Raw genomic sequence first — 19,306 nt, forward strand, 5'->3', positions numbered from 1 at the left:
TTAGCCCAGCAAATCATGAATATTGCGAGTTACAACACCAAAGATTTCAGAATCCTCAGGCATTGGAAACGGTTTGAAATTTGCGTTTTCTGCCTTCAACCACCAGGCATTTTCATGCCGAACTAAACGTTTACAGGTAAATTCATCATAAATACGCGCAATGACAATACGCCCGGGAACCACAGGTTCAGCCCGGTCAACAACCAACAAGTCGCCATCATAAATACCCGCCCCAATCATCGACTCACCAGACGCTCGTAGCAGAAAAGTCGCATTCGGATTACGGATCAGGTAATCATCCAGATCCAATTGTTCCTGATGCCCATCCGCCGGGGACGGAAATCCGCATTTTACCGGTTCCATAAAGACAGGTAACACCGTCATATATTCACTCGCCAACAGTACTGTATACATATACAGTTTAATCAAAAATAGATAAAATAGTCACTATTAGGGTGTGTATTTTCTGTATAAATGCACAGTATTTAGGCAAGCCTCAGAAAGTGATGATGTTTCATACCGGAAGTGATGTAAAAAACAGCAATCAAACGGCTCCTTTTAGTTTTGTGCATCAATTATTTATCATCTTGGTAGACTTGCCGCTTAAGAACTATGGAACCTTATTGGGAGACATTGAATGCATAAGATTTTTGCCTTGGTCGCGCTGCTATTTCTTGCGGGCTGTTCAACAACAAAAACCACTCACACCGAGAGCCAGTGTGTCGGTGCCATGACCACACAGGAAGCCTACGGGCACCTCGATCCTAACCGCTTTACTATTCAGGTACTGGCACTGAGTGAAGAGCGTGATATTCGTGACTATATCCGTGAAATTAAAGGACAGGACCCAATCTGGGTTAACTGGAAGCACAGCCTGGGCAATCGTTGGTATGCCGTCATCTACGGTGACTTTGCGACCAAAGAAGAAGCCAAGCGAGTGATTGAAGGTTTGTCTCCTCGTATCCGCCAGCAAGGACCGTTTGTCCGCAGTTTCGCTGAGGTACAAAATGACAAGCAAACTGATGTTTTCCGTATGCGCTAATACCCAGCACACTGAACAACACGCACAAAAAAGCCGGAATTTCTTCCGGCTTTTTTGGGACTAGAGATACACTAATCGGTGTTTATGTCAGCAATACAGAGTGCTCTTGTTCTGCAGGTTCATCACGACTTTTCTCGACCGAGCGATCAAAATGAGCCAAACTTCTGAACAACAAAATAACTAGCATCACCCCTGTGGCAGCCAATCCAATGCCTAAACCAGCCCAGACACCTTCTAATCCCATCAACTTCATGAGTATCCAAGCCGCAGGTAGACCAATAACCCAATAGCCAATCACTGTCGAGATTGTCGGAGCAACCACGACTTTCATTCCACGGAGAATGCTAATAGCAGCCAACTGCCAGGCATCAACCACAAAACACATGGCCACCATAATCATCACACTCGGCAGGGCCGCAACTAACTCGGAGGCCAGTTCATCACCTTCGACACTGAACACCTGAGTCAAAAACTCCGGCCACACACTGACAAATATCCCAATCACGGCACTGGTCGCCGTCACCATAAACAGACCAAGCTTGGCATAGCGACGAACAAGTTCAGGCTCTTTACTGCCCACATGCTGGCCAACCAAAATTGATGCTGCCTGAGAAAAGCCAAACGCAATATTCCATGACAAGTTAAGGCATTGCAGCGCAATTTGGTGAATGGCCAACGACACCGCGCCTAAAGTACCAGCCAACAAAGCCGCCCCCGAAAACAAAGCATGCTCCAACAGCGTTGCAATCATGATCGGCACGCCAATCCCCAACAGCGGAACCATGGTACCCAGCCGATACTCACGGAGATTGTGCAGCGGATTATACTGGCGATACTTCGAGCGACTGAAAACCCAATAACCGTAACCCGCCATAATGAGCAGTGCAGCCAATGATGTACCATATCCCAAACCAGCCAGTCCCATTCCCCACTGGAAAGCGAACAGATAGCTTAGCGGCACATTGAGTACCACAGTTGCCACTGACATAATCATCACCGAACGCGTATCGCCAAATGCACTCACCAAGCTACGCAACACCAGCAAAATTAAGGTGGGGAACATCGACCATTTCAACGCATCCAGATAATCCATAGCTAAGACTACCGCCTGCGGATCCTGCTTAGCCATCAATAAAAGATCGTTCATCATAAAAAAGACTGGCTGCAGGGCTAGCGTCATAATGGTTGCTAAAAGGATACCGCCCTTGAGCGAAGAGCTTACTTCCGCATCGCCCGCTTCTCTTTGGCTGATCCGCTTGCCATAAGCTATCGCAATCAAGTTCGCGACACAGCCTACGGTACTGCCCGCAATAATAAAAACAATCGAATATACAGCAGCGCCTAAACCGCCGCCGGCAATCGCCATAATACTCAGTTGAGCCATCATCCAAACATCGGTAAATACCAGTAATTGTGCAACCAGCTGCGAAATGATGAGTGGTACAGCTAGGCTGATCAATTTTTTCATATACTCCCCTCTTATTATGAGGGTAATTTATGGCTATTCGGGTTGAGTTTCAAGCGACTTTTATGGCACGCTGGCATTCATATAACTCATGCTAAATTTGACGGCGTTATGAAGAAAAGACATACATTGCTTCCCCCCTCTCTAAATGGTTTACGAGTATTTGAGGCGGCAGCCCGACACTTGAGCTTTACCCTTGCCGCTTCAGAACTCAATGTGACTCAAAGTGCCGTTAGCCGTCAAATCCGCCAGTTGGAAGAACACTTTGGTTTTTCTCTATTTATTCGTCATCACAGGGCATTGGAACTTACCGGTGAAGGTAAAGAGATTGCCCTGCTACTTACTCGTCAATATAGCGAGCTTAACGGCACTATTCGTCAACTGAAATTGAGAGAAGGTAATACCCTGCGGGTCAAGGTCGCTATGAGTTTTGGGGTACGTTGGCTCATCCCTCGTTTACATTCCTTTAAGGAACAATACCCACAGTTAGATATTATCCTGTCATCAACCATGGGACATAACAGTGAAGAGCTCCGGCTAGATGATGACGACTACGATATCGCCATTTACGGAATGCCTAAAGAAACGAAAAATCCGTATCAAAAAAATTTCCTAAGAAAGGAGTATTTAGCTCCGGTTTACTCGAAACTATTAACCAAGACAGACCAACCAGTGGGTATCGATCAACTGCTAACATATACCCGGCTTCACCCCACGCCAGATCGCACAGACTGGCGCCAATGGTTAAAGAGAAATCAAAAGTCTCACCTCATGAATAATTCCGGTCTGACATTCGATACCCTGGATATGGCACTAACCTCCTGCTTTGCCGGGCAAGGCGTAGCCATGACAGATTTGATGCTAGTGGTTCATGAGATTAAGCAGGGCTACCTGCAACTCCCCCAATCAGCCACTATCATTGGCAGCCCGTGGCAATATTATTATTACAGCCAAGCAAATAATGACGCTGTCACGCAATTTATTCGCTGGTTAACCAACCAGCTCGCCATTGAGCAAGCCGAGCTATTTGATATGGCCCAAGAACATGGTTGGCAAATTATTGATAACGAGCTCTAAGGTGTGTCCCTAGAGCGATTCAATCAGCTCGGGAAGCAACTCGAACAAATCGCCTACCAATCCATAATCGGCAATTTGAAAAATCGGGGCATCAGGATCACTGTTGATTGCGACAATCACTTTGGAGTCTTTCATTCCGGCAAGGTGCTGTATAGCACCAGAAATGCCAACAGCAATATACAGCTCTGGAGCAACGACCTTTCCGGTCTGGCCGACTTGCAGATCATTCGACACAAAACCAGCATCAACCGCAGCACGCGAGGCACCAATTGCACCACCCAGTTTATCGGCCAGCTTCTCTACCAAGGCGAAGCTTTCCTTATCCCCCAGCCCTCGCCCACCAGAAACGACAACCCGTGCAGCCGCCAGTTCAGGCCGCTCACTTTCTACTGCCTGCTTGCTGATAAACTGAGATAAATCACAAGGTATAACAATATCCAGTTCTGTCACTTTGGCACCAGCCTCACCGACCGGTGCCGGTTCAAAAGCTGCACAACGAACAGTCATGACTTTGATAGGATCATTGGACTTCACTCTCGCCAACGCATTACCGGCATAAATGGGGCGAATCACAGTATCATCACTTTCGATTTGAATTACATCAGAGAGCTGCGCCACATCCAGCAAAGCAGCAATACGCGGCATCAAGTTCTTACCAAATGTCGTTGCCGGAGCTAAAACATGGGTGTACTGATCAGCAATTTCTGCCACAAGCGCAGAAATATTCTCGGCTAGCTGGGCTTCATAGACGGCATCATCAGCCAACAGTACTTGCTCAACCGCCGCCACCTTGCTGATTTCCACGGCCACCGAACGACAATTTGCGCCGGCAACCACAACCGATACCGAGGGTGAAATTGCCATCGCCGCGTTTATCGTTTTCAGGGTCTCCGGTGCAACCCGCTGATTGTCATGTTCTGCAATAATTAACGTCGCCATCAGATCACCTTCGCTTCATTTTTCAGTTTATCAACCAACTCAGCAACAGAAGTAACTTGGGTTCCCCCTTGCCTTTCCGGTGGTGACGTAACCTCCAATATTTGCTGATGCCAAACCACCTCGACACCCAGCTCGGACGGCGTTATTGACTCCATGGGCTTTTTCTTAGCTTTCATAATATTAGGCAACGATGCATAGCGCGGTTCATTTAACCGCAAATCGGTACTAATAATCGCAGGTAACGTAAGTTTCAGAGTTTCTAATCCACCATCGACTTCGCGCACCACCGTGACGGTGTCACCTTCAATATTAACTTCTGAGGCAAAGGTACCTTGGGGACGCTTTGTCAGGGCTGCCAGCATTTGGGCTACCTGATTATTATCAGAATCAATAGACTGCTTACCCAGCAAGACTAAACCCGGCAGCTCTTTCTCCATCACCGACTGGAGTAATTTGGCAACGGTTAATGGCTCAAGGTTGATTTCGGTGTCAATATGAATGGCGCGATCCGCCCCAAGAGCCAAGGCTGTTCTCAATTGTTCCTGGCAGTTTTCTTCACCGGCCGAAACAACGATGACTTCTTGTGCTTTGCCCGATTCCTTCAACCTGACCGCTTCTTCTACCGCAATCTCGCAAAAAGGATTCATGGCCATTTTGACGTTATTGGTTTCAACACCGGTATCGTCACTTTTCACCCTGACCTTAACGTAAGGATCAATCACTCGCTTTATTGCAACCAGTACTTTCACAACGCTTTCCTTTTCAAATAGAGACTTTGCCCAGTAACGTCAAAATGCCCACGAATAAATAAGCATGTAAAAATAACAACCTACACCTGAACTTATATAAATAAATGACTCGCTATGTAAGGAAAACAGGCGGTGTTGATAACACTTACCATGCACTAAACAATTGTCTGTCAGCGAAAAACATGCACTTGACCAAGCACTCTTTGAGCCTAGTTGAATTTACGTTTACGTCAACTGGACTATATTTATACCAAACTAATGCAGCTGAGTTCTGTTTCAGGAAGGTAATAATGGAAAGAGAATGCATGGAGTTCGACGTGGTAATCGTTGGTGCAGGCCCTGCAGGCCTATCTGCCGCCTGCCGGATCATGCAATTATCCCAAGAGCATGATCGGCCACTTTCAGTCTGTGTGATCGAGAAAGGAGCCGAGGTTGGCGCCCATATCTTGTCCGGGGCGATATTCGAACATAAGGCTCTCGATGAATTATTTCCTGACTGGGAACGCCTGAACGCCCCTCTTCACACTGCCGTATCGGAAGATAAGCTCTGCTACCTAACCAACCAAAACAACTTCTTAGCTGTTCCTGAAAGCTTGACGCCTGCACCAATGAAAAATGACGCAAACTTTGTGATTAGCTTGGCAAACTTCTGTCGCTGGCTTGGGGAACAAGCGGAAGACGCCGGTGTGGAGATCTTTCCGGGCTTTGCGGCAGCCGACATTCTCTATAACAAACAAGGCGCGGTTACCGGGGTGCTCACCTCAGATATGGGGATCGACAAAAACGGGGAGCCAAAAAACAATTTTGAACCCGGCATCGAACTTAGGGCCAAATATACCCTTTTTGCCGAAGGAGCACGTGGCCACCTCGGCAAGCAACTGATCAATCGCTTCCACCTTGATTATGATAAACAGCCTCAGCACTTTGCTTTGGGGATCAAAGAACTATGGAACGTTCAGCCGGAGTTGCACCACCCCGGATTGGTTATCCACGGTGTCGGCTGGCCACTTAGCCAGTCCGATGCCACAGGTGGCAGTTTTTTATACCACCTTGCTGACAATCAGGTCGCGGTTGGACTCATTGTCGACCTGAATTACCACAACCCGTATCTCAGTCCGTTTGATGAGTTTCAGCGCATGAAGCACCATCCATTATTTAGACGTTACCTGATTGGAGGGCACCGAGTCGCCTATGGGGCTCGCGCGATCAACAAAGGGGGACTATCTTCATTGCCTCGGCAACAGTTTCCTGGCGGGGTTCTCATCGGATGCGATGCCGGTACGCTCAACTTTGCCAAAATTAAAGGAAGCCATACAGCGATGAAATCTGGCATGCTCGCTGCCGAAGCGGTATTTACGGAGATTCGCCAGGGCTTCCACCAAACAATACCGGGATACGAGCGCTTGTTCCGAGAATCCTGGCTATACCAAGAACTTTACGATAGCCGGAACTTTAATGGACAAATCCAGAAGTTTGGCAACGTTGTCGGCGGCGCGCTAACAACCATCGAGCATAACTGGCTCAAAGGCCGATACTCCCTGGCTGTCAACAACCAGCAGGCTGATCATGAATGTCTGCATGCTATCGCAAAGTGCAAACCCATCGACTACCCGAAGCCTGACGGCATGCTAAGTTTCGATAAACCGTCATCGGTCTATCTATCGGCAACCCAGCATGAAGAAAACCAACCTTGCCATTTGAAGCTCGGTGATCCGAATATTCCAGTCACCAGTCATCTTCCCCTCTACGATGAGCCCAGTCAGCGTTACTGTCCGGCTGGTGTCTATGAAATCGTTACCATTGAAGGCAAGCCCAAATTTCAAATCAATGCCGTCAACTGCATCCACTGTAAAGCCTGCGATATTAAAGATCCTTCACAGAATATTACCTGGGTCGCACCGGAGGGAGGCGGCGGGCCCAATTACCCCAATATGTAAAGCGTCAGGCTCTAAGTTCGGCTTAAAAGAGAATGGGCAAGGTACAATGCCTATGACTTACACTCGGCCTTGATCCAGTTCAGGTAATCAGCAAACCCTGCAGTCACGGGCAGTTGAACAATCTCCGGAGTATCGTAATCATGATTGGCCAAAATCTCGGCCTCAACTTCGCCATAAAGTGCAACCGTGGTTTTGATCATTACCAGCTTTTCCTGATCCTGGTTCACTTTCCCATCCCAGTGATAGTAGCTCTCAATCGCCTGAACTTGAACACAGGCAGCCAGGCGCTTTTCAATCAGTGAATGAATGATCTTCTTACCGACCTCTTCATTAGCAAAGGTCGTCATCACAACACAGTATTCTGGTTCCGTAGTCATTGTTATCTCAAGTCACTATTCTTTATTGCACTCAATAATAGCAAAAAAGGGAGCCTCACGGCTCCCTTCTAGTTCATTTTCAGCAGGTTAGAACAACGGTTAACCGAAGCCGAGTACTTTACTCACACTTAGAAACCATGATCTGCTGCGGCCTGCCTTCCGCACTGAATTCTAGACTCCACACATAGCGACCTTCTTCTGGAATAGTGACCGCTGTATCTTGTCCATAACCACCGCCTTTAAGCTTGCCCTTAATACCTGGCTTCAGTGCCAACTCGTCAGCAGTAAACTGCGGAGACCAATCTCTGCTCGCATACTGCATGCGGTAGGCTCCCGGTTTTTCATCCTTAACAACCTGATAGACATTATCGCCTTTATACTGGAAGGCACGACGCGGCTTATGCTTCCAATTCGAGTCAGCAAAGTCACCCACGACATACAGGGTTTCACTTATCGGTCCTTCCTCGGCCACAGTCGGGTTATCACACTGGGCCATAAAGCCTTCACCCACCAGTGACACAGCCGCCGCCGCTTTCACTTTGACACCCGCTGCAGATGGCTTTTCAATAGATAGGAAACGCGCTTCAAATGCCGTCATCGGAATGTAGTATTTACCGTCTTGCATCTTAAAGCGATCACCCGACATCAAGTCAACCAACACTCCTTCAGAGCCAACATCGACACCGTCAAGGCGCACAATATCTGCTCTCGATGTCGTGCTTACCATATAAAGCAATGCTTCATTTTCACCCTGCTTATGATCAACATAAATCGCATCGTTAGCCATCACATTAGTACGCTTGCCACTCGACAATGCCGGATGGTTAGCCCTCAATGTCATAACCTCTGAGACATAGTCTCGCAGATCGGCCTGACGCTTGTTAAGTGACCCTGTCACCCCGTTAACGGTTGCACTGGTACGCGCAACATGGTCATCACACAAACCGCGGATAGCACAGTTATCATCAGTATTCTTAGCTGCATAGCCATCTAGCTGATCACCGATTTCTTCACCGTAATACATGGTAATAGGGCCGGTATATGCAGCCTGGAAGGAAATGGCCGCTTTATGGCGTAACCAATATTCGGCATCATCCGGGGAAGCAATATTGCCGCGCTGCAGTAAATCCCCCAATCTGACCAAGTCGTGGTTACCCAGCATCAGGTTTGGCTTAGCGTGATCCGGGTTGAGTTTGTGAAGATCCATTCCTTCAGCTAACCATTCACCGCCCTTGCCACCAACACTGTTTTCATTAACGGCAAAGGTCTCGACGACACGATAACGCATAGGGAAATCAAATGCGGAACACAGCGCCGGATCACCTTGTTTACCATAGCCAGTTTCATTGATGTAGTTTTGATTATTCCAAATTTCCGCCACCATATAACCCAGCGGATTGACGGTTTCACCTTTAGCATTGGTATAGGTAACAGACTTGGATGCCTCATCAACACTCTTACGAATTTCCTTCCATGCTTCAGTCGGCACCTGGTAGGCTTGATCTAAACGCCAGCCGTCGATTTTCAGCTCTTTAATCCAGTAAGTCGCGACTTCCTGATAGAAAGCCAGACTTTCCGGGTAGCTTACCGGATTGTTTTCGCCCTGCGGCAAACGGCCTTCCGGTGATGGGACAACATTGCCTTTGTGATGGCCGAAGACACCATCAAAGAACACATATAAACCTTTCTCATGCGCTTTATCTACCAATTCACGCGCTTTTTCCATCGTCCCGAAATGCGGGTCAATAGCAAAGTAATTACTGGTGAAATAACCCGTCGCATCCAAACGATCTGCCCAATGGTCCTGCCCTTCAACCGGCACAGAATCAAAAATTGGAGTCAGCCAAATCGCATTCACTCCTAGTGATTCGATATAATCGAGTGAATCAATCACCCCCTGTAGATCGCCTTTATGGTGGCTGGTACCATAACCGGTACCATGACCGATAGTGTCATCACCATTAACAAAGCTTTCCACCATGATCTGATACATACGCAAATCATCAGCTTTGGTCATCATCTCAGCATCACACGTATAAGCCGGTGTGCTTGCTGATGGCAATGAGCTGGAACTTCCGCATGCAGAAAGTGACGCTGCAATGGCTAGCGCAAGACAGGATTTGATGTTCCTTGTTATCACGATGGTCTCCTTGAATTATTTTTATTCGGGGTACATTGCGATTATTGATTAATCACAAATTTCTGAGACCATCCCCTCAATATCTTTTAACGGCGTAGATGGGGGGAGTAGATAAAAATAAAAGTTACCTTGAATTAATTGACTCAAAAAAAGTTAAACACCCAACCAAAACGTGAGCTTACACCTGATTTTATTCACAGACCTACCACTTAAAAACTGAACAAACTGTTATTTAGATCAGATATATAGTTACCAAAACCGATCAAAAGCACATCCGTGACAGCACCCACATTTCAAGTAATTTATCGATTAGATCTTGATTCTATACCCAAGGCTTAATCAATTTAGGGGAACAATGATAATAATAAAGCCAGCTTGATGCTGGCTTTATTATGCTACCGCTAATCTAGCAGCACTCTCGGCATGAATGTTGTCGACGTATGGTAAAGCAGTTACTAAGACATATCGGCCTTACTGAATGCAACCTTGGCCGCAAGCCCAATCAGTAACAAGCCAGAAACGCCTTCGATAATATGACTGAACCGCGAGGCCTTTGAACTATTAACAACCCAAGCACCTAACATCGCATAGGTTGCATTGACGACCGTTGCGAGACCACAAAATAGCAGGCCAAGTACTAACAGTTGATAAGAACTCGAAGACAAGGAGGTATCAATGAACTGAGGCAGGAAAGACAAAAAGAACATTGCCACTTTAGGATTCAGGATACTGACGATAATCCCCTGACGAAACACATTTTCTGGTTCCTTCCCCTGATCGGAGAATGTCAGTTTAGACTGTCCTTTCAGGAAACTTCTCAGCGAAGAGATTCCAAGGTATAGCAAATAAGCCGCCCCAAAAAACTTCACTACCAAAAAAGCATAAGCTGAACTTAAGATCAGTGCTGACAAACCAAATACGGCAGCAATAGTATGGAAAATATAACCAACGCCCAGACCCAGGGCTGCTTGCGTACCAGCAAATGCCTTTCCCCTCATGGTATTGGAGATGATATAAATTACATCAGGTCCGGGGATCAGATTGAGCGTCAACGAGGCAATGATAAACAGTAAAATTGTGTGCAGTTCCATCAGTATTTTTTATCCTATCGCTTTACTTTATCCCCAAACTCCCTCAAGGCAGCTAACGCTTGATCTGCTTTTTCAACCTGCACAAAAATGTGATCGTGATAATAAGCAGCAATCACATTAGCACTAATACCCCGACAGGCCAATTTATTAGACACGGCAGCAGTTAGGCCGACAGCATCTAAACTGGAATGGACGGTCAATGTAATCGCCTTAAAAACCGATGTGCAATCAAAGCCCTCAAGCTCAGCCATCTTTTTATTCAGTACCAATGTCATGCCCTCATCTTCAAGAAAGCAGGCAATTGGTTTGAGCTTGGGAATAACCTCATAGCTTGATGATTTAATGGTACAAAAAACAAATTCTCCCACTCGTAATTGGGGTTCCATATTTTGTAGTAGTACATCTAGATCGGTAATCCCTGACATATCATATCCCTGACTGTTCGAGTTTTAGAGGGTATAGAATACATTGACACACTTAGCTTGCGCTACCATCAGAGGTAACTTTCAACGTCAGAACATAAACGGCAAGGTAGTTGACTAAAACAGTCACAAATTATAACATGCATTCGAAATGCACATTAAAGAAGAGTGATTATCCATGGCTATCTCATTCAACAAGTTCTTCAAAAAAACAGACGATGAACAGACCAAAATTGGCAAAGGAAAAAGTGCTGAAGCAACACAACAAGAGAAATCAGACAAAGAGAAGAAAGGCAAACACGGTGAGCCAGGATTCTGCTGCGGTTCATGCTCACAATAAAGTGTGTGCATACATGAAAATGGGAGTTTCAAAGCATAGTGCAATGAAATTGAATGTTTTTACTATGACAACGATGACTGCAAGGTAATAACGAAAAATACCTAAAAGAGGTTTTATCAAATACGCAACTCACTGCTACAATGGCACGATTAACATTATAGGTTGAGTAAAAATGCAACAAGATCAATTTGAAACCTTAGTAAAGTCACTTTGTGAAAAAGACAGCCTGCCTCAAGTTCTAGAAGCACTAAAAGCAAGTGAAGAACAAGAGATCGCAGAAGCAGCAGCATCACTGACAGGTCAGTTCAAGCTGGCTGAAATCGACGGCGAGAAGCGCATCTATCACGTTTCGATGCAAGAGAATGACGAAGGCGAAGAACAAGAATACGCTGAGTGGATCATGAACGAAGGCGATGATGTCATTAAATTTATTGCCTGGTTCTTCTATGACATGTTCGATATGAAGCAAAAAGACGTCTACCAAGCCGCTGGCCGCACCTATCAGCAGCCAAAGAGAAACTAATCCTCAAAACATTTAAATGCCAGTGATATCACTGGCATTTTTATTTGTACTTAATACTGTCATGCTAAACTCAGCACCTTCACCAAGAAGCTCGATTATAACCATTCCTCGATAGCCGACGGCTATGTAAACACTCCTTTGATGATCCAGTAGAAGATAATCGCAAGACCAGCACCAACGGGCAACGTAATCACCCAGGAAAGAATAATACTTCGCACGACACTCATGTTAATAGCGGCAATACCACGCGCCATCCCCACCCCCAATACCGCCCCGACTAATGTCTGCGTCGTTGATATTGGTAAACCGGTGCCAGAGGCGATAACCACTGTACAGGCGGCCGCCAGCTCGGCAGCAAAGCCACGACTAGGCGTTAAATGAGTAATGCCAGTACCTATCGTCGCCATAACCCGCTGACCAAATACTGCAAGGCCGATAACAATACCCACACCGCCTAGCGGTAGTATCCACCAGGCAAGCGCTGCTTTCTTGGCAATTTCACCACCACTTGATACCACGCTGACCACTGCTGCCAATGGACCGATAGCGTTGGCTACGTCATTAGAACCATGGGCAAACGCCATACAGCAGGCAGTGATCACCATTAAAATAGCAAAGACTTTTTCAACATTGGCATAATGCATGTCTTTATCGGCATCATCACTAAAACGGATACGATTAATAAAGAATTTGCCAATTATTGCAACAACCACCGCGACACCAACAGCCCATAAATAACCTTCTGCGACACCTAGATCTAATCCAATATGCTTTAACCCTTTCTTGATGGTTACCAACGATAAGACAAAACCAGCCAGCAGCATATATATCGGAACATGGCGTTTGGCCGCCTCAAGCGGTTTATCGGTATCAAAAATGAGTTTCTGGGCACTGTTAAAAATAATCATGGCGATGACCCCGGCAATGAGCGGAGTAATGATCCAGCTACCGACAATCGCCCCCACTTTGTTCCATGAGATCGCATCGGTCCCTGCGGCCACGACGGCAAAACCAACAATAGCGCCGACAATAGAGTGAGTAGTCGATACGGGCCAGCCCAGATATGAGGCTACCAACAACCACACCCCAGCAGCCAGTAACGCAGCAATCATGCCAAAGACCAGCAGCTCGGGGGTATTCGCAAAATAACCTGCGTCAACAATACCTTTACGAATCGTCGAGGTTACTTCTCCTCCCGCAAGATAAGCGCCGGCAAACTCAAAGATCATCGCAATGATAATGGCCTGCTTAATCGTCAGGGCTTTGGAACCGACCGACGTCCCCATCGCATTGGCAACATCGTTAGCTCCAATGCCCCAGGCCATAAAAAAGCCGACTGCCGCGGCAAACAAAACCAGTATGGTTCCGTAACTAGTTAGTATGTCCATTCAGCCTTTACCTTGTATTATCGAGCCAACATGATTTCCAGGCGGGCACCTACACGTTCAGCCAAATCGGCAAGATCACCGACCCACTCAATGATTTGGTATAAAAAGACAACATCGACAGGATTCAAATCTTTCTCAATCGACAACAGAGAGCGACGCAATTTAATTTGCATAGAATCCGTGCCGTCTTCAATTTTATCGAGTTGATTGATCATCTTTTCAACCAGATCAACTTCACGACCTTTAAACCCGGTTTCTAGCAAATCATCAAGTTCATTAATTGCATCCGCGGCTTTTTCGGTAGCATCAAGACAGAGGTTTAAGTATTCAAAGAATGGTTTTGATAATTCATCAGGGATTTGTAACTCTCGCCCTATGACTCGCCCTGCGATATCTTTGGCTTTATTGGCAATCTTGTCCTGCTGACTAAGTAGTTCGAGCACATCTGTACGTTGTACAGGCATGAAAATGCTGTTTGGCAGTTCGAGACGAATTTCGCGCTTTAGCTGATCGGCATCTTTTTCCAGCTGAGAAATCTGCTTGCGAATTTCTTCCGCCTTTTCCCACTCATTTTCGGTACAAGCTTGGAAAAACGGTTTCAATTGATTGCTACATTTAGCTACCAGCCGAATATGCTGCTCTAATGGTTTTAATGGGGATTTAGCAAATATATCCAGTATTAAATTTCCGGCCATAACATAATCCAACGAAGTATTTGCCTCAAGTTTAGTGCAAGGCTGTTTCGTGATAAAAATGGTCATTGTAAATATACATTCTAGACCAGTAGTAATAGGCTGGATGACTTTCTTAACCAGATCTTAAACTTGCTCGTAAACTGTTAAACTTAAGAAATAATTCAGGGTAAAACTAGCACGGTGAGATAATTTTCTGGGTGTGGGCGTAACCCCCAATGTTCATCATCAGAAAGTACACGCCCACGATTCAACAATCATAAAATTATGCTATTGGTATATGACGTACGACCACTTGCTCAAACTGATCGATAATGGTCAATTTAACTTGTCGGTACGGTAAGTCTCCCTCTATAGTCACATCCTGTTGGATCTTGTTCTCCGCGTCATAAAAGACCTTAACTTTCAGGCTTGCCTGCGCACCATGCTGCCAGTTATGAGTGACACCGTCATCATGATACAAAACGTATTCAGCACTACTGTGCAGATAGACAAGGCACTCTAATGAGCTGAGATCTTGTGCTTCGACATGATGGGCAGAGTCCACCAAAGGCAATATTGAATCCGGACGCAGAAAGAGCGCCATTTCAGCCAGTTCCAAGGGCAGATAATGATGGCCTTGCGGCATGATCTTTAAGTCAAATTTGTCATGCTGCCTCACCTTCCACAGCAACATGTTTTCTGGCAGATAAACATAGCGACCGGAAGCATTCTGTTCGAGCACTGGCGCGCACATTAAAGCACGTCCGACCAACAATTGATCCTCCACATTCTGCGCATCCGGATCTGCGTATTCCAACGGCAGCGGCCAGAACAAGTTCTCATTATTTTTAGCTGCCTGCATAAACTCCGAATAGAGGTAAGGGATCAATCGGTAGCGCAATTTAATATGCTGTCGCATTATAGTCAGCGCATTCTCATCAAAAGCATATGGTTCCTGGTCGCGAGTCCCCATACAGGAATGATTACGTAACAAAGGAGTAAAGACCGCAAACTGTATCCAGCGACATAGGAGTTCGCTCGTTGCATTACCGGCAAAGCCGCCAACATCAGCCCCGGAATAGAGGTAACCGCACATGTTTACCCCGGGCATCATGGCAACATTGAGCTTTAGGTGCTCCCACCAGCTATGGTTATCCCCCAGCCAAATTCCCCCGTAGCGATGACCGCTAATAGCTGAAGCACGAGAAAACATTAAATAGCGCTTATCGGGATTCAGTTGCTTAAAGCCTTCATCCGCGGCCTGAGTCATTTTTTGGCCATACAGATTATGAACCTGTTCATGATTGATACGGTTGCCATCTTCCAATTGGTGCCAAATCGCCTGATAGTCTTCACGGCGATTCGACAGGTTCTCAAACGCCCCTTTAAGTTGAAAAAACTCATGCACACCGATATTTTTATCTTTGCATTGTTCAGCATGTGAAATGGCCTGCTGCAACCCTTGCGGAGAATAAAACAGCGCAGGTTCATTCATATCATTCCAGAAGCCGTCAATGCCCTGATCGGTAAGAAACTGATATTGCTTCCCCCACCACTGACGCACTTCGGGTTGGAAGAAATCCGGGAAAGCACATAATCCCGGCCATACAGCCGCCTGAAACTCATCACCGGTTTCCGTTTTGCAGAAATACCCCTTTTCGTGCCCCTCTTGATAAACGCTGTAGTTATCCGCAACTTTAACCCCAGCATCAATAATCGGGATTAAGCGAATACCTTGCTGCCGAAGTTGTGCAACCCAGTTGGAAAAGTCCGAGAAACGATGCGGATCCAGAGTGAAGTCTTTGAACTCCTCCATATAATCAATATCGAGATAAACCGAATCACAGGGAATATCAAAGTGGCGAAGTTTTTCAACCACCTCGTTTACGGCGTTTTTATCATAATATGACCAGCGACACTGCTGATAACCAAACGCCCAGCGTGGAGGAATGTAGGGTTGACCAATTAAGCTGCGAAAGTCACGCACCTGCTGTTTGGCATTCGCTGCCGTAAATTCAAAGATCCGTACATGATGTGTCGGTATATGAATAGAGATCTGGCTGGGATCAGAAAAACCGAGATCCAGTGTCATTTCGCCGGGGTAATCAATAAACAGGGCAAAATTGTTCTCACCTTTTATCACCAGAAAAGGGTGAGCACCATACAAGGAGGCTTTATCTGGCAAATGACGAAATTCATCGCTACACCAGGTTTTAAAAAGCTGACCACACTTATTCAGCCTGCCCATATTTTGGCCCACCCCATATATAGCATCACCTTCTGCCAGTGAATAACGAATATAGATACCGTCATCCGCTTCGGTTATCGACACATACTGGGAAGGTATGGAGCTGCCTGCGACTTGTTGAGAGCTTGAACCAAAAACTTGTTCAAGTTCTTGCCCCTGTAGAGGCTTAGCAACAACCGCTTCAGTTGGAAAAGGATGTCCAAAAACGAAGGCGGTAACCGATGCACTAAAACGTTGGATTGAGAATGCCACTTTAACCTCACTGTATTATCCGTAAAAACAGAAGGTCGCCAATATACTGCAAGAAAAAACTGCTTAAAAAGCCTAAATATCAATAAATTATTTATGCAAACCACGTCACTAATCGTGCAAGCCTGAACGCATTCAGATCACAGAGTGCGAGAACTGGCTTGGTTTAAAATATTCGATTACATCTACTTTGATCTGCCTGACCAATGTTGAAAGTAATCACTCAAGGAGCTAGTCGCTCAACAATCAGATGAGGGCTTTGCACATTTTCATGGAAAATATCAGCCAGGTAGCCAGCCAGTTCACTTTCATCCAGTTCAGCGGGAATAGCTACATCGTATATACGGACACGCATCGATGTATCTGACTCCATGAATAGTAACCATTCCTCGTTTTTTCTCTGTACTGACATCAGCTTGCCGAATACATCAAACTTAATGAACATATTCCTACCTATCGACTAATCTTAGTGCTCGCTCCAATATCTCACTATATCTTCTTACTCACAAAAATAAGTCAGACGGCAGCCAATAAAATCACTGATATAACTATCCTCTCAGTTAGTAAACTCGCCCTGTATTCTTTATGTCCATAAAGAGCACAATGCTAGCAACGAATATAACCATTGCAGCCATTGCTTGGTTTACATTATGTGTTCTGTGATAATCACAACTTCGAATACTCATTATTCATTACATAAAGCGACCCACTATGAAATTACTTGTAAGAAATCTTGCTCGCACAACAACTGAAGCTGAACTTAAAGCAATGTTTGAAGCTCATGGCGAAGTTGTATCTTGCAACCTGGTTCTCGATCAGGAAACAGGAAAATCTAAGGGCTTTGCTTTCATTGAAATGCCTGAAGAAGCTGAAGCAAACGCCGCAATTGCCGCACTAAATGGTACCAAGATTGCAAAAAGTAAAGTGCGAGTAAAAGAAGCCGAGTAACCACATTTTACGAAGCTTACTGATAGGTCGGAGCGCCCATACATCTGACCTATTTGATTTCTACTTCACTCGCATCATCAATTCTCTATTGTCGAATTTTTTATCCACTTCGCTGAGAACCTTCCTGTAAGTCATTACCAACACCGCCAACCAGATGACGGATACTTGTCCTGATAGAAAGCTAGGAATTCTTCGCCAAGTGTCAGATTGAAAGCAACAGGCTGATAAATCCTAACTATTATTAATATGCCAGTCGTTTAATTGTCGACAAGAGCATCGACTTAGCGCTAAGGGTGCAGCGAAACAGCATGAAGACTAACGACTATTCTTTTGCTTGCATTTGTGACAGCAGTTGGAGGTATATGATGAAATACAAGATTGTCTGCGATAAACACGAATTTGAATTTGAAAACAAAGTAAACAGTCTTCTTGATGAAGGGTGGAAACTCTACGGTGAGATTGTCGTTAACCTGGTTACTTCAGATAAAGACCTAACATGCTGGTACACTCAATCGATGATTAAAGACGAATAATTCATGTGACTGCAATACCTGGAGAATCAGGTTATTCAGCCCTTATACCAATCGGGATAAGTAAGTGTTCAGATGATTTTAACCAGCAAGAATGAGCAAATTCTTATGCTGATTGGTATTAACTCGAGAGTTTACCTATGTCTGTATTTACCCTGGTGTTGGAGTACGATGGTGCAACCTACATGACACAGGTGGAAGCCTGTAATGAAACAGAAGCTTTAATCGCCTGGACAGATGAATTGGATGTCTGTGCTATAGACGGTTTTCCCCTCGATAACGCCGAACCTATATTGAAAAGCCTAGAAGGTCAAATGCCGTCACCGGTTAAACAACTCGTCAACGTGTGGAATTTAACCTTTGCTGTAGGGCATGACCTGGCCGTTTTGCACCTGATCAAAACAGAACTAACTGACAATTCTTAAGTAGCATACTGTTTCTTGTGTACCGTAGCGTTTGAGCTATCAACCTAAGTGTCGATAGCCGTTCTTAACTATGCTAATTCAGTGACACGCTGTTTGAGATAAGCATGCGCATCATCTGAGATATCACTCCCACAAGGAATTCGATTCAAATTGCTGGCTGCAACCAATGTTGAGCCTGAACCAAAGAAAGGATCAACAACCAAATCACCGACAGAGCTACTCTGATCAATCAATGTCTCAAGCAGTGGTACTGGTTTTTCGGTTGGATAACCTCGATAAACTCTCTTTTCCGCCAAAACGTCAGGAATACCAAGGTTATTAAGCTTTCTTTTGCCTTTTTCAAAAAACAAAATGAACTCATACCTGGCTCTATAGTGGTAGCCCATGCCGATAGCCACTTTGTCCCAGACAATCGGTTTCCAGAACTTAAAACCTACCTGCTCAGCAATAGGTTTTATATAGAACATCGTTTCTTGATCACAAAATAAGTAGAAATGGCTGTTATTTTTTAGGACCCGATATACCTGTGACAACAGCTCTTCGAATCGTTCGTTACGAAAAATCTCAAACCATTGATTACTTGAACTTTTACTAGCCTTCAAACGAGTCGTCGTTCCAACAGCACGATGTTTTTCGAGTGATTCGTAAGGGGGATCTGTAATAAGTAAATCCACGCTCCCGTCAGGTAGCGAAGACAACCATTCGACAGCATCTTGTTTATATAGCCGCATTAATAACCTAA

21 protein-coding genes are annotated in these 19,306 nt (G+C 45.4%); 8 read left to right on the forward strand and 13 right to left on the reverse strand.

Translation table 11 applies throughout. The features are described 5' to 3' along the window. Nucleotides 1-384: a LexA family protein gene (locus tag MD588_RS11520; protein WP_265697397.1), complete on the reverse strand. Its 384-nt coding sequence runs from the start codon at nt 382-384 to the stop codon at nt 1-3. A gap of 253 nt (nt 385-637) precedes the next feature. Here MD588_RS11520 and MD588_RS11525 point away from each other — a divergent pair, with 253 nt between their 5' ends. Then, entirely contained in the window at nt 638-1,042 is a 405-nt protein-coding gene (locus tag MD588_RS11525) for an SPOR domain-containing protein (protein ID WP_265697399.1), read from the forward strand. An 82-nt stretch (nt 1,043-1,124) separates the two neighbouring features. Here the strand turns inward: MD588_RS11525 and MD588_RS11530 are convergent, their stop codons facing one another. Next, nucleotides 1,125-2,510, reverse strand: coding sequence for an MATE family efflux transporter (locus MD588_RS11530; protein WP_265697401.1), 1,386 nt, complete (start codon nt 2,508-2,510; stop codon nt 1,125-1,127). Between the two features lie 108 nt (nt 2,511-2,618). Here MD588_RS11530 and MD588_RS11535 point away from each other — a divergent pair, with 108 nt between their 5' ends. Beyond that, nucleotides 2,619-3,584, forward strand: a complete 966-nt coding sequence (locus MD588_RS11535) for a LysR substrate-binding domain-containing protein (RefSeq protein ID WP_265697402.1) — start codon at nt 2,619-2,621, stop codon at nt 3,582-3,584. Nucleotides 3,585-3,593: 9 nt separating this feature from the next. Here the strand turns inward: MD588_RS11535 and MD588_RS11540 are convergent, their stop codons facing one another. Beyond that, nucleotides 3,594-4,523, reverse strand: a complete 930-nt coding sequence (locus tag MD588_RS11540; protein ID WP_265697403.1) for an electron transfer flavoprotein subunit alpha/FixB family protein — start codon at nt 4,521-4,523, stop codon at nt 3,594-3,596. Then, nucleotides 4,523-5,272 (reverse strand): electron transfer flavoprotein subunit beta/FixA family protein, encoded by a 750-nt coding sequence (locus tag MD588_RS11545; protein WP_265697404.1) that lies wholly within the window; start codon nt 5,270-5,272, stop codon nt 4,523-4,525. The genes MD588_RS11540 and MD588_RS11545 overlap by 1 nt, the downstream gene beginning before the upstream one ends. 290 nt (nt 5,273-5,562) lie before the next feature. Between MD588_RS11545 and MD588_RS11550 the strand changes: the two genes are divergently transcribed. Then, a complete protein-coding gene (locus MD588_RS11550) occupies nt 5,563-7,209 on the forward strand; it encodes an electron transfer flavoprotein-ubiquinone oxidoreductase (protein ID WP_265697406.1) in 1,647 nt (548 codons plus the stop codon). Nucleotides 7,210-7,259: 50 nt separating this feature from the next. On the opposite strand, the gene cutA is transcribed toward MD588_RS11550, so the two are convergent. The 4 genes from cutA to MD588_RS11570 all read right to left on the reverse strand — a co-directional run bounded on the left by cutA (nt 7,260) and on the right by MD588_RS11570 (nt 11,242). After that, nucleotides 7,260-7,586, reverse strand: coding sequence for a divalent-cation tolerance protein CutA (cutA, locus tag MD588_RS11555; protein ID WP_265697407.1), 327 nt, complete (start codon nt 7,584-7,586; stop codon nt 7,260-7,262). Between the two features lie 118 nt (nt 7,587-7,704). Next, on the reverse strand, nt 7,705-9,726 hold the full coding sequence (locus MD588_RS11560) for an alpha-amylase family glycosyl hydrolase (RefSeq protein ID WP_265697408.1): 2,022 nt from the start codon (nt 9,724-9,726) through the stop codon (nt 7,705-7,707). Between the two features lie 455 nt (nt 9,727-10,181). After that, entirely contained in the window at nt 10,182-10,817 is a 636-nt protein-coding gene (locus MD588_RS11565) for a LysE family translocator (RefSeq protein WP_265697410.1), read from the reverse strand. Between the two features lie 14 nt (nt 10,818-10,831). Then, nucleotides 10,832-11,242, reverse strand: coding sequence for an ACT domain-containing protein (locus MD588_RS11570; RefSeq protein WP_265697411.1), 411 nt, complete (start codon nt 11,240-11,242; stop codon nt 10,832-10,834). Nucleotides 11,243-11,417: 175 nt separating this feature from the next. Here MD588_RS11570 and MD588_RS11575 point away from each other — a divergent pair, with 175 nt between their 5' ends. Next, on the forward strand, nt 11,418-11,579 hold the full coding sequence (locus MD588_RS11575) for a CCGSCS motif protein (protein ID WP_265697412.1): 162 nt from the start codon (nt 11,418-11,420) through the stop codon (nt 11,577-11,579). Between the two features lie 172 nt (nt 11,580-11,751). Beyond that, complete coding sequence (locus tag MD588_RS11580) at nt 11,752-12,102, forward strand: hypothetical protein (protein WP_265697413.1); 351 nt, start codon at nt 11,752-11,754, stop codon at nt 12,100-12,102. 122 nt (nt 12,103-12,224) lie between these two features. On the opposite strand, the gene MD588_RS11585 is transcribed toward MD588_RS11580, so the two are convergent. From MD588_RS11585 to MD588_RS11600, 4 genes are all read right to left on the reverse strand, one after another. After that, nucleotides 12,225-13,490 carry an inorganic phosphate transporter gene (locus MD588_RS11585; protein WP_265697415.1) on the reverse strand — a complete coding sequence of 422 codons (1,266 nt, stop codon included), beginning with the start codon at nt 13,488-13,490 and terminating at the stop codon, nt 12,225-12,227. A 17-nt stretch (nt 13,491-13,507) separates the two neighbouring features. Then, complete coding sequence (locus MD588_RS11590; protein WP_265697417.1) at nt 13,508-14,185, reverse strand: TIGR00153 family protein; 678 nt, start codon at nt 14,183-14,185, stop codon at nt 13,508-13,510. Between the two features lie 262 nt (nt 14,186-14,447). Beyond that, entirely contained in the window at nt 14,448-16,664 is a 2,217-nt protein-coding gene (locus tag MD588_RS11595) for a TIM-barrel domain-containing protein (protein ID WP_265697418.1), read from the reverse strand. A gap of 220 nt (nt 16,665-16,884) precedes the next feature. Further along, nucleotides 16,885-17,106, reverse strand: a complete 222-nt coding sequence (locus MD588_RS11600; RefSeq protein WP_265697419.1) for a DUF7661 family protein — start codon at nt 17,104-17,106, stop codon at nt 16,885-16,887. Between the two features lie 266 nt (nt 17,107-17,372). Between MD588_RS11600 and MD588_RS11605 the strand changes: the two genes are divergently transcribed. From MD588_RS11605 to MD588_RS11615, 3 genes are all read left to right on the forward strand, one after another. Beyond that, complete coding sequence (locus tag MD588_RS11605) at nt 17,373-17,609, forward strand: RNA recognition motif domain-containing protein (RefSeq protein WP_265697420.1); 237 nt, start codon at nt 17,373-17,375, stop codon at nt 17,607-17,609. A gap of 365 nt (nt 17,610-17,974) precedes the next feature. Beyond that, nucleotides 17,975-18,142 (forward strand): DUF1737 domain-containing protein, encoded by a 168-nt coding sequence (locus MD588_RS11610; protein ID WP_265697421.1) that lies wholly within the window; start codon nt 17,975-17,977, stop codon nt 18,140-18,142. Between the two features lie 137 nt (nt 18,143-18,279). Continuing rightward, nucleotides 18,280-18,564 (forward strand): hypothetical protein, encoded by a 285-nt coding sequence (locus MD588_RS11615; RefSeq protein WP_265697422.1) that lies wholly within the window; start codon nt 18,280-18,282, stop codon nt 18,562-18,564. A 68-nt stretch (nt 18,565-18,632) separates the two neighbouring features. On the opposite strand, the gene MD588_RS11620 is transcribed toward MD588_RS11615, so the two are convergent. Then, complete coding sequence (locus MD588_RS11620) at nt 18,633-19,295, reverse strand: DNA-methyltransferase (protein ID WP_265697423.1); 663 nt, start codon at nt 19,293-19,295, stop codon at nt 18,633-18,635. Between the last annotated feature and the right edge of the window lie 11 nt (nt 19,296-19,306).

Source organism: Photobacterium obscurum (assembly GCF_026191635.1).
Classification (GTDB): domain Bacteria; phylum Pseudomonadota; class Gammaproteobacteria; order Enterobacterales; family Vibrionaceae; genus Photobacterium; species Photobacterium obscurum.

What these genes read in the sequence shown, in the direction of transcription:
- MD588_RS11610 (WP_265697421.1), top strand. Translation starts at nt 17,975, where the DNA reads ATGAAATACAAGATTGTCTGCGATAAACACGAATTTGAATTTGAAAAC.
- MD588_RS11530 (WP_265697401.1), bottom strand. Translation starts at nt 2,510, where the DNA reads ATGAAAAAATTGATCAGCCTAGCTGTACCACTCATCATTTCGCAGCTG.
- MD588_RS11575 (WP_265697412.1), top strand. Translation starts at nt 11,418, where the DNA reads ATGGCTATCTCATTCAACAAGTTCTTCAAAAAAACAGACGATGAACAG.
- MD588_RS11605 (WP_265697420.1), top strand. Translation starts at nt 17,373, where the DNA reads ATGAAATTACTTGTAAGAAATCTTGCTCGCACAACAACTGAAGCTGAA.
- MD588_RS11615 (WP_265697422.1), top strand. Translation starts at nt 18,280, where the DNA reads ATGTCTGTATTTACCCTGGTGTTGGAGTACGATGGTGCAACCTACATG.
- MD588_RS11585 (WP_265697415.1), bottom strand. Translation starts at nt 13,490, where the DNA reads ATGGACATACTAACTAGTTACGGAACCATACTGGTTTTGTTTGCCGCG.
- MD588_RS11535 (WP_265697402.1), top strand. Translation starts at nt 2,619, where the DNA reads ATGAAGAAAAGACATACATTGCTTCCCCCCTCTCTAAATGGTTTACGA.
- MD588_RS11620 (WP_265697423.1), bottom strand. Translation starts at nt 19,295, where the DNA reads ATGCGGCTATATAAACAAGATGCTGTCGAATGGTTGTCTTCGCTACCT.
- MD588_RS11520 (WP_265697397.1), bottom strand. Translation starts at nt 384, where the DNA reads ATGACGGTGTTACCTGTCTTTATGGAACCGGTAAAATGCGGATTTCCG.
- MD588_RS11570 (WP_265697411.1), bottom strand. Translation starts at nt 11,242, where the DNA reads ATGTCAGGGATTACCGATCTAGATGTACTACTACAAAATATGGAACCC.
- MD588_RS11525 (WP_265697399.1), top strand. Translation starts at nt 638, where the DNA reads ATGCATAAGATTTTTGCCTTGGTCGCGCTGCTATTTCTTGCGGGCTGT.
- cutA (WP_265697407.1), bottom strand. Translation starts at nt 7,586, where the DNA reads ATGACTACGGAACCAGAATACTGTGTTGTGATGACGACCTTTGCTAAT.
- MD588_RS11540 (WP_265697403.1), bottom strand. Translation starts at nt 4,523, where the DNA reads ATGGCGACGTTAATTATTGCAGAACATGACAATCAGCGGGTTGCACCG.
- MD588_RS11590 (WP_265697417.1), bottom strand. Translation starts at nt 14,185, where the DNA reads ATGGCCGGAAATTTAATACTGGATATATTTGCTAAATCCCCATTAAAA.
- MD588_RS11600 (WP_265697419.1), bottom strand. Translation starts at nt 17,106, where the DNA reads ATGTTCATTAAGTTTGATGTATTCGGCAAGCTGATGTCAGTACAGAGA.
- MD588_RS11565 (WP_265697410.1), bottom strand. Translation starts at nt 10,817, where the DNA reads ATGGAACTGCACACAATTTTACTGTTTATCATTGCCTCGTTGACGCTC.
- MD588_RS11550 (WP_265697406.1), top strand. Translation starts at nt 5,563, where the DNA reads ATGGAAAGAGAATGCATGGAGTTCGACGTGGTAATCGTTGGTGCAGGC.
- MD588_RS11580 (WP_265697413.1), top strand. Translation starts at nt 11,752, where the DNA reads ATGCAACAAGATCAATTTGAAACCTTAGTAAAGTCACTTTGTGAAAAA.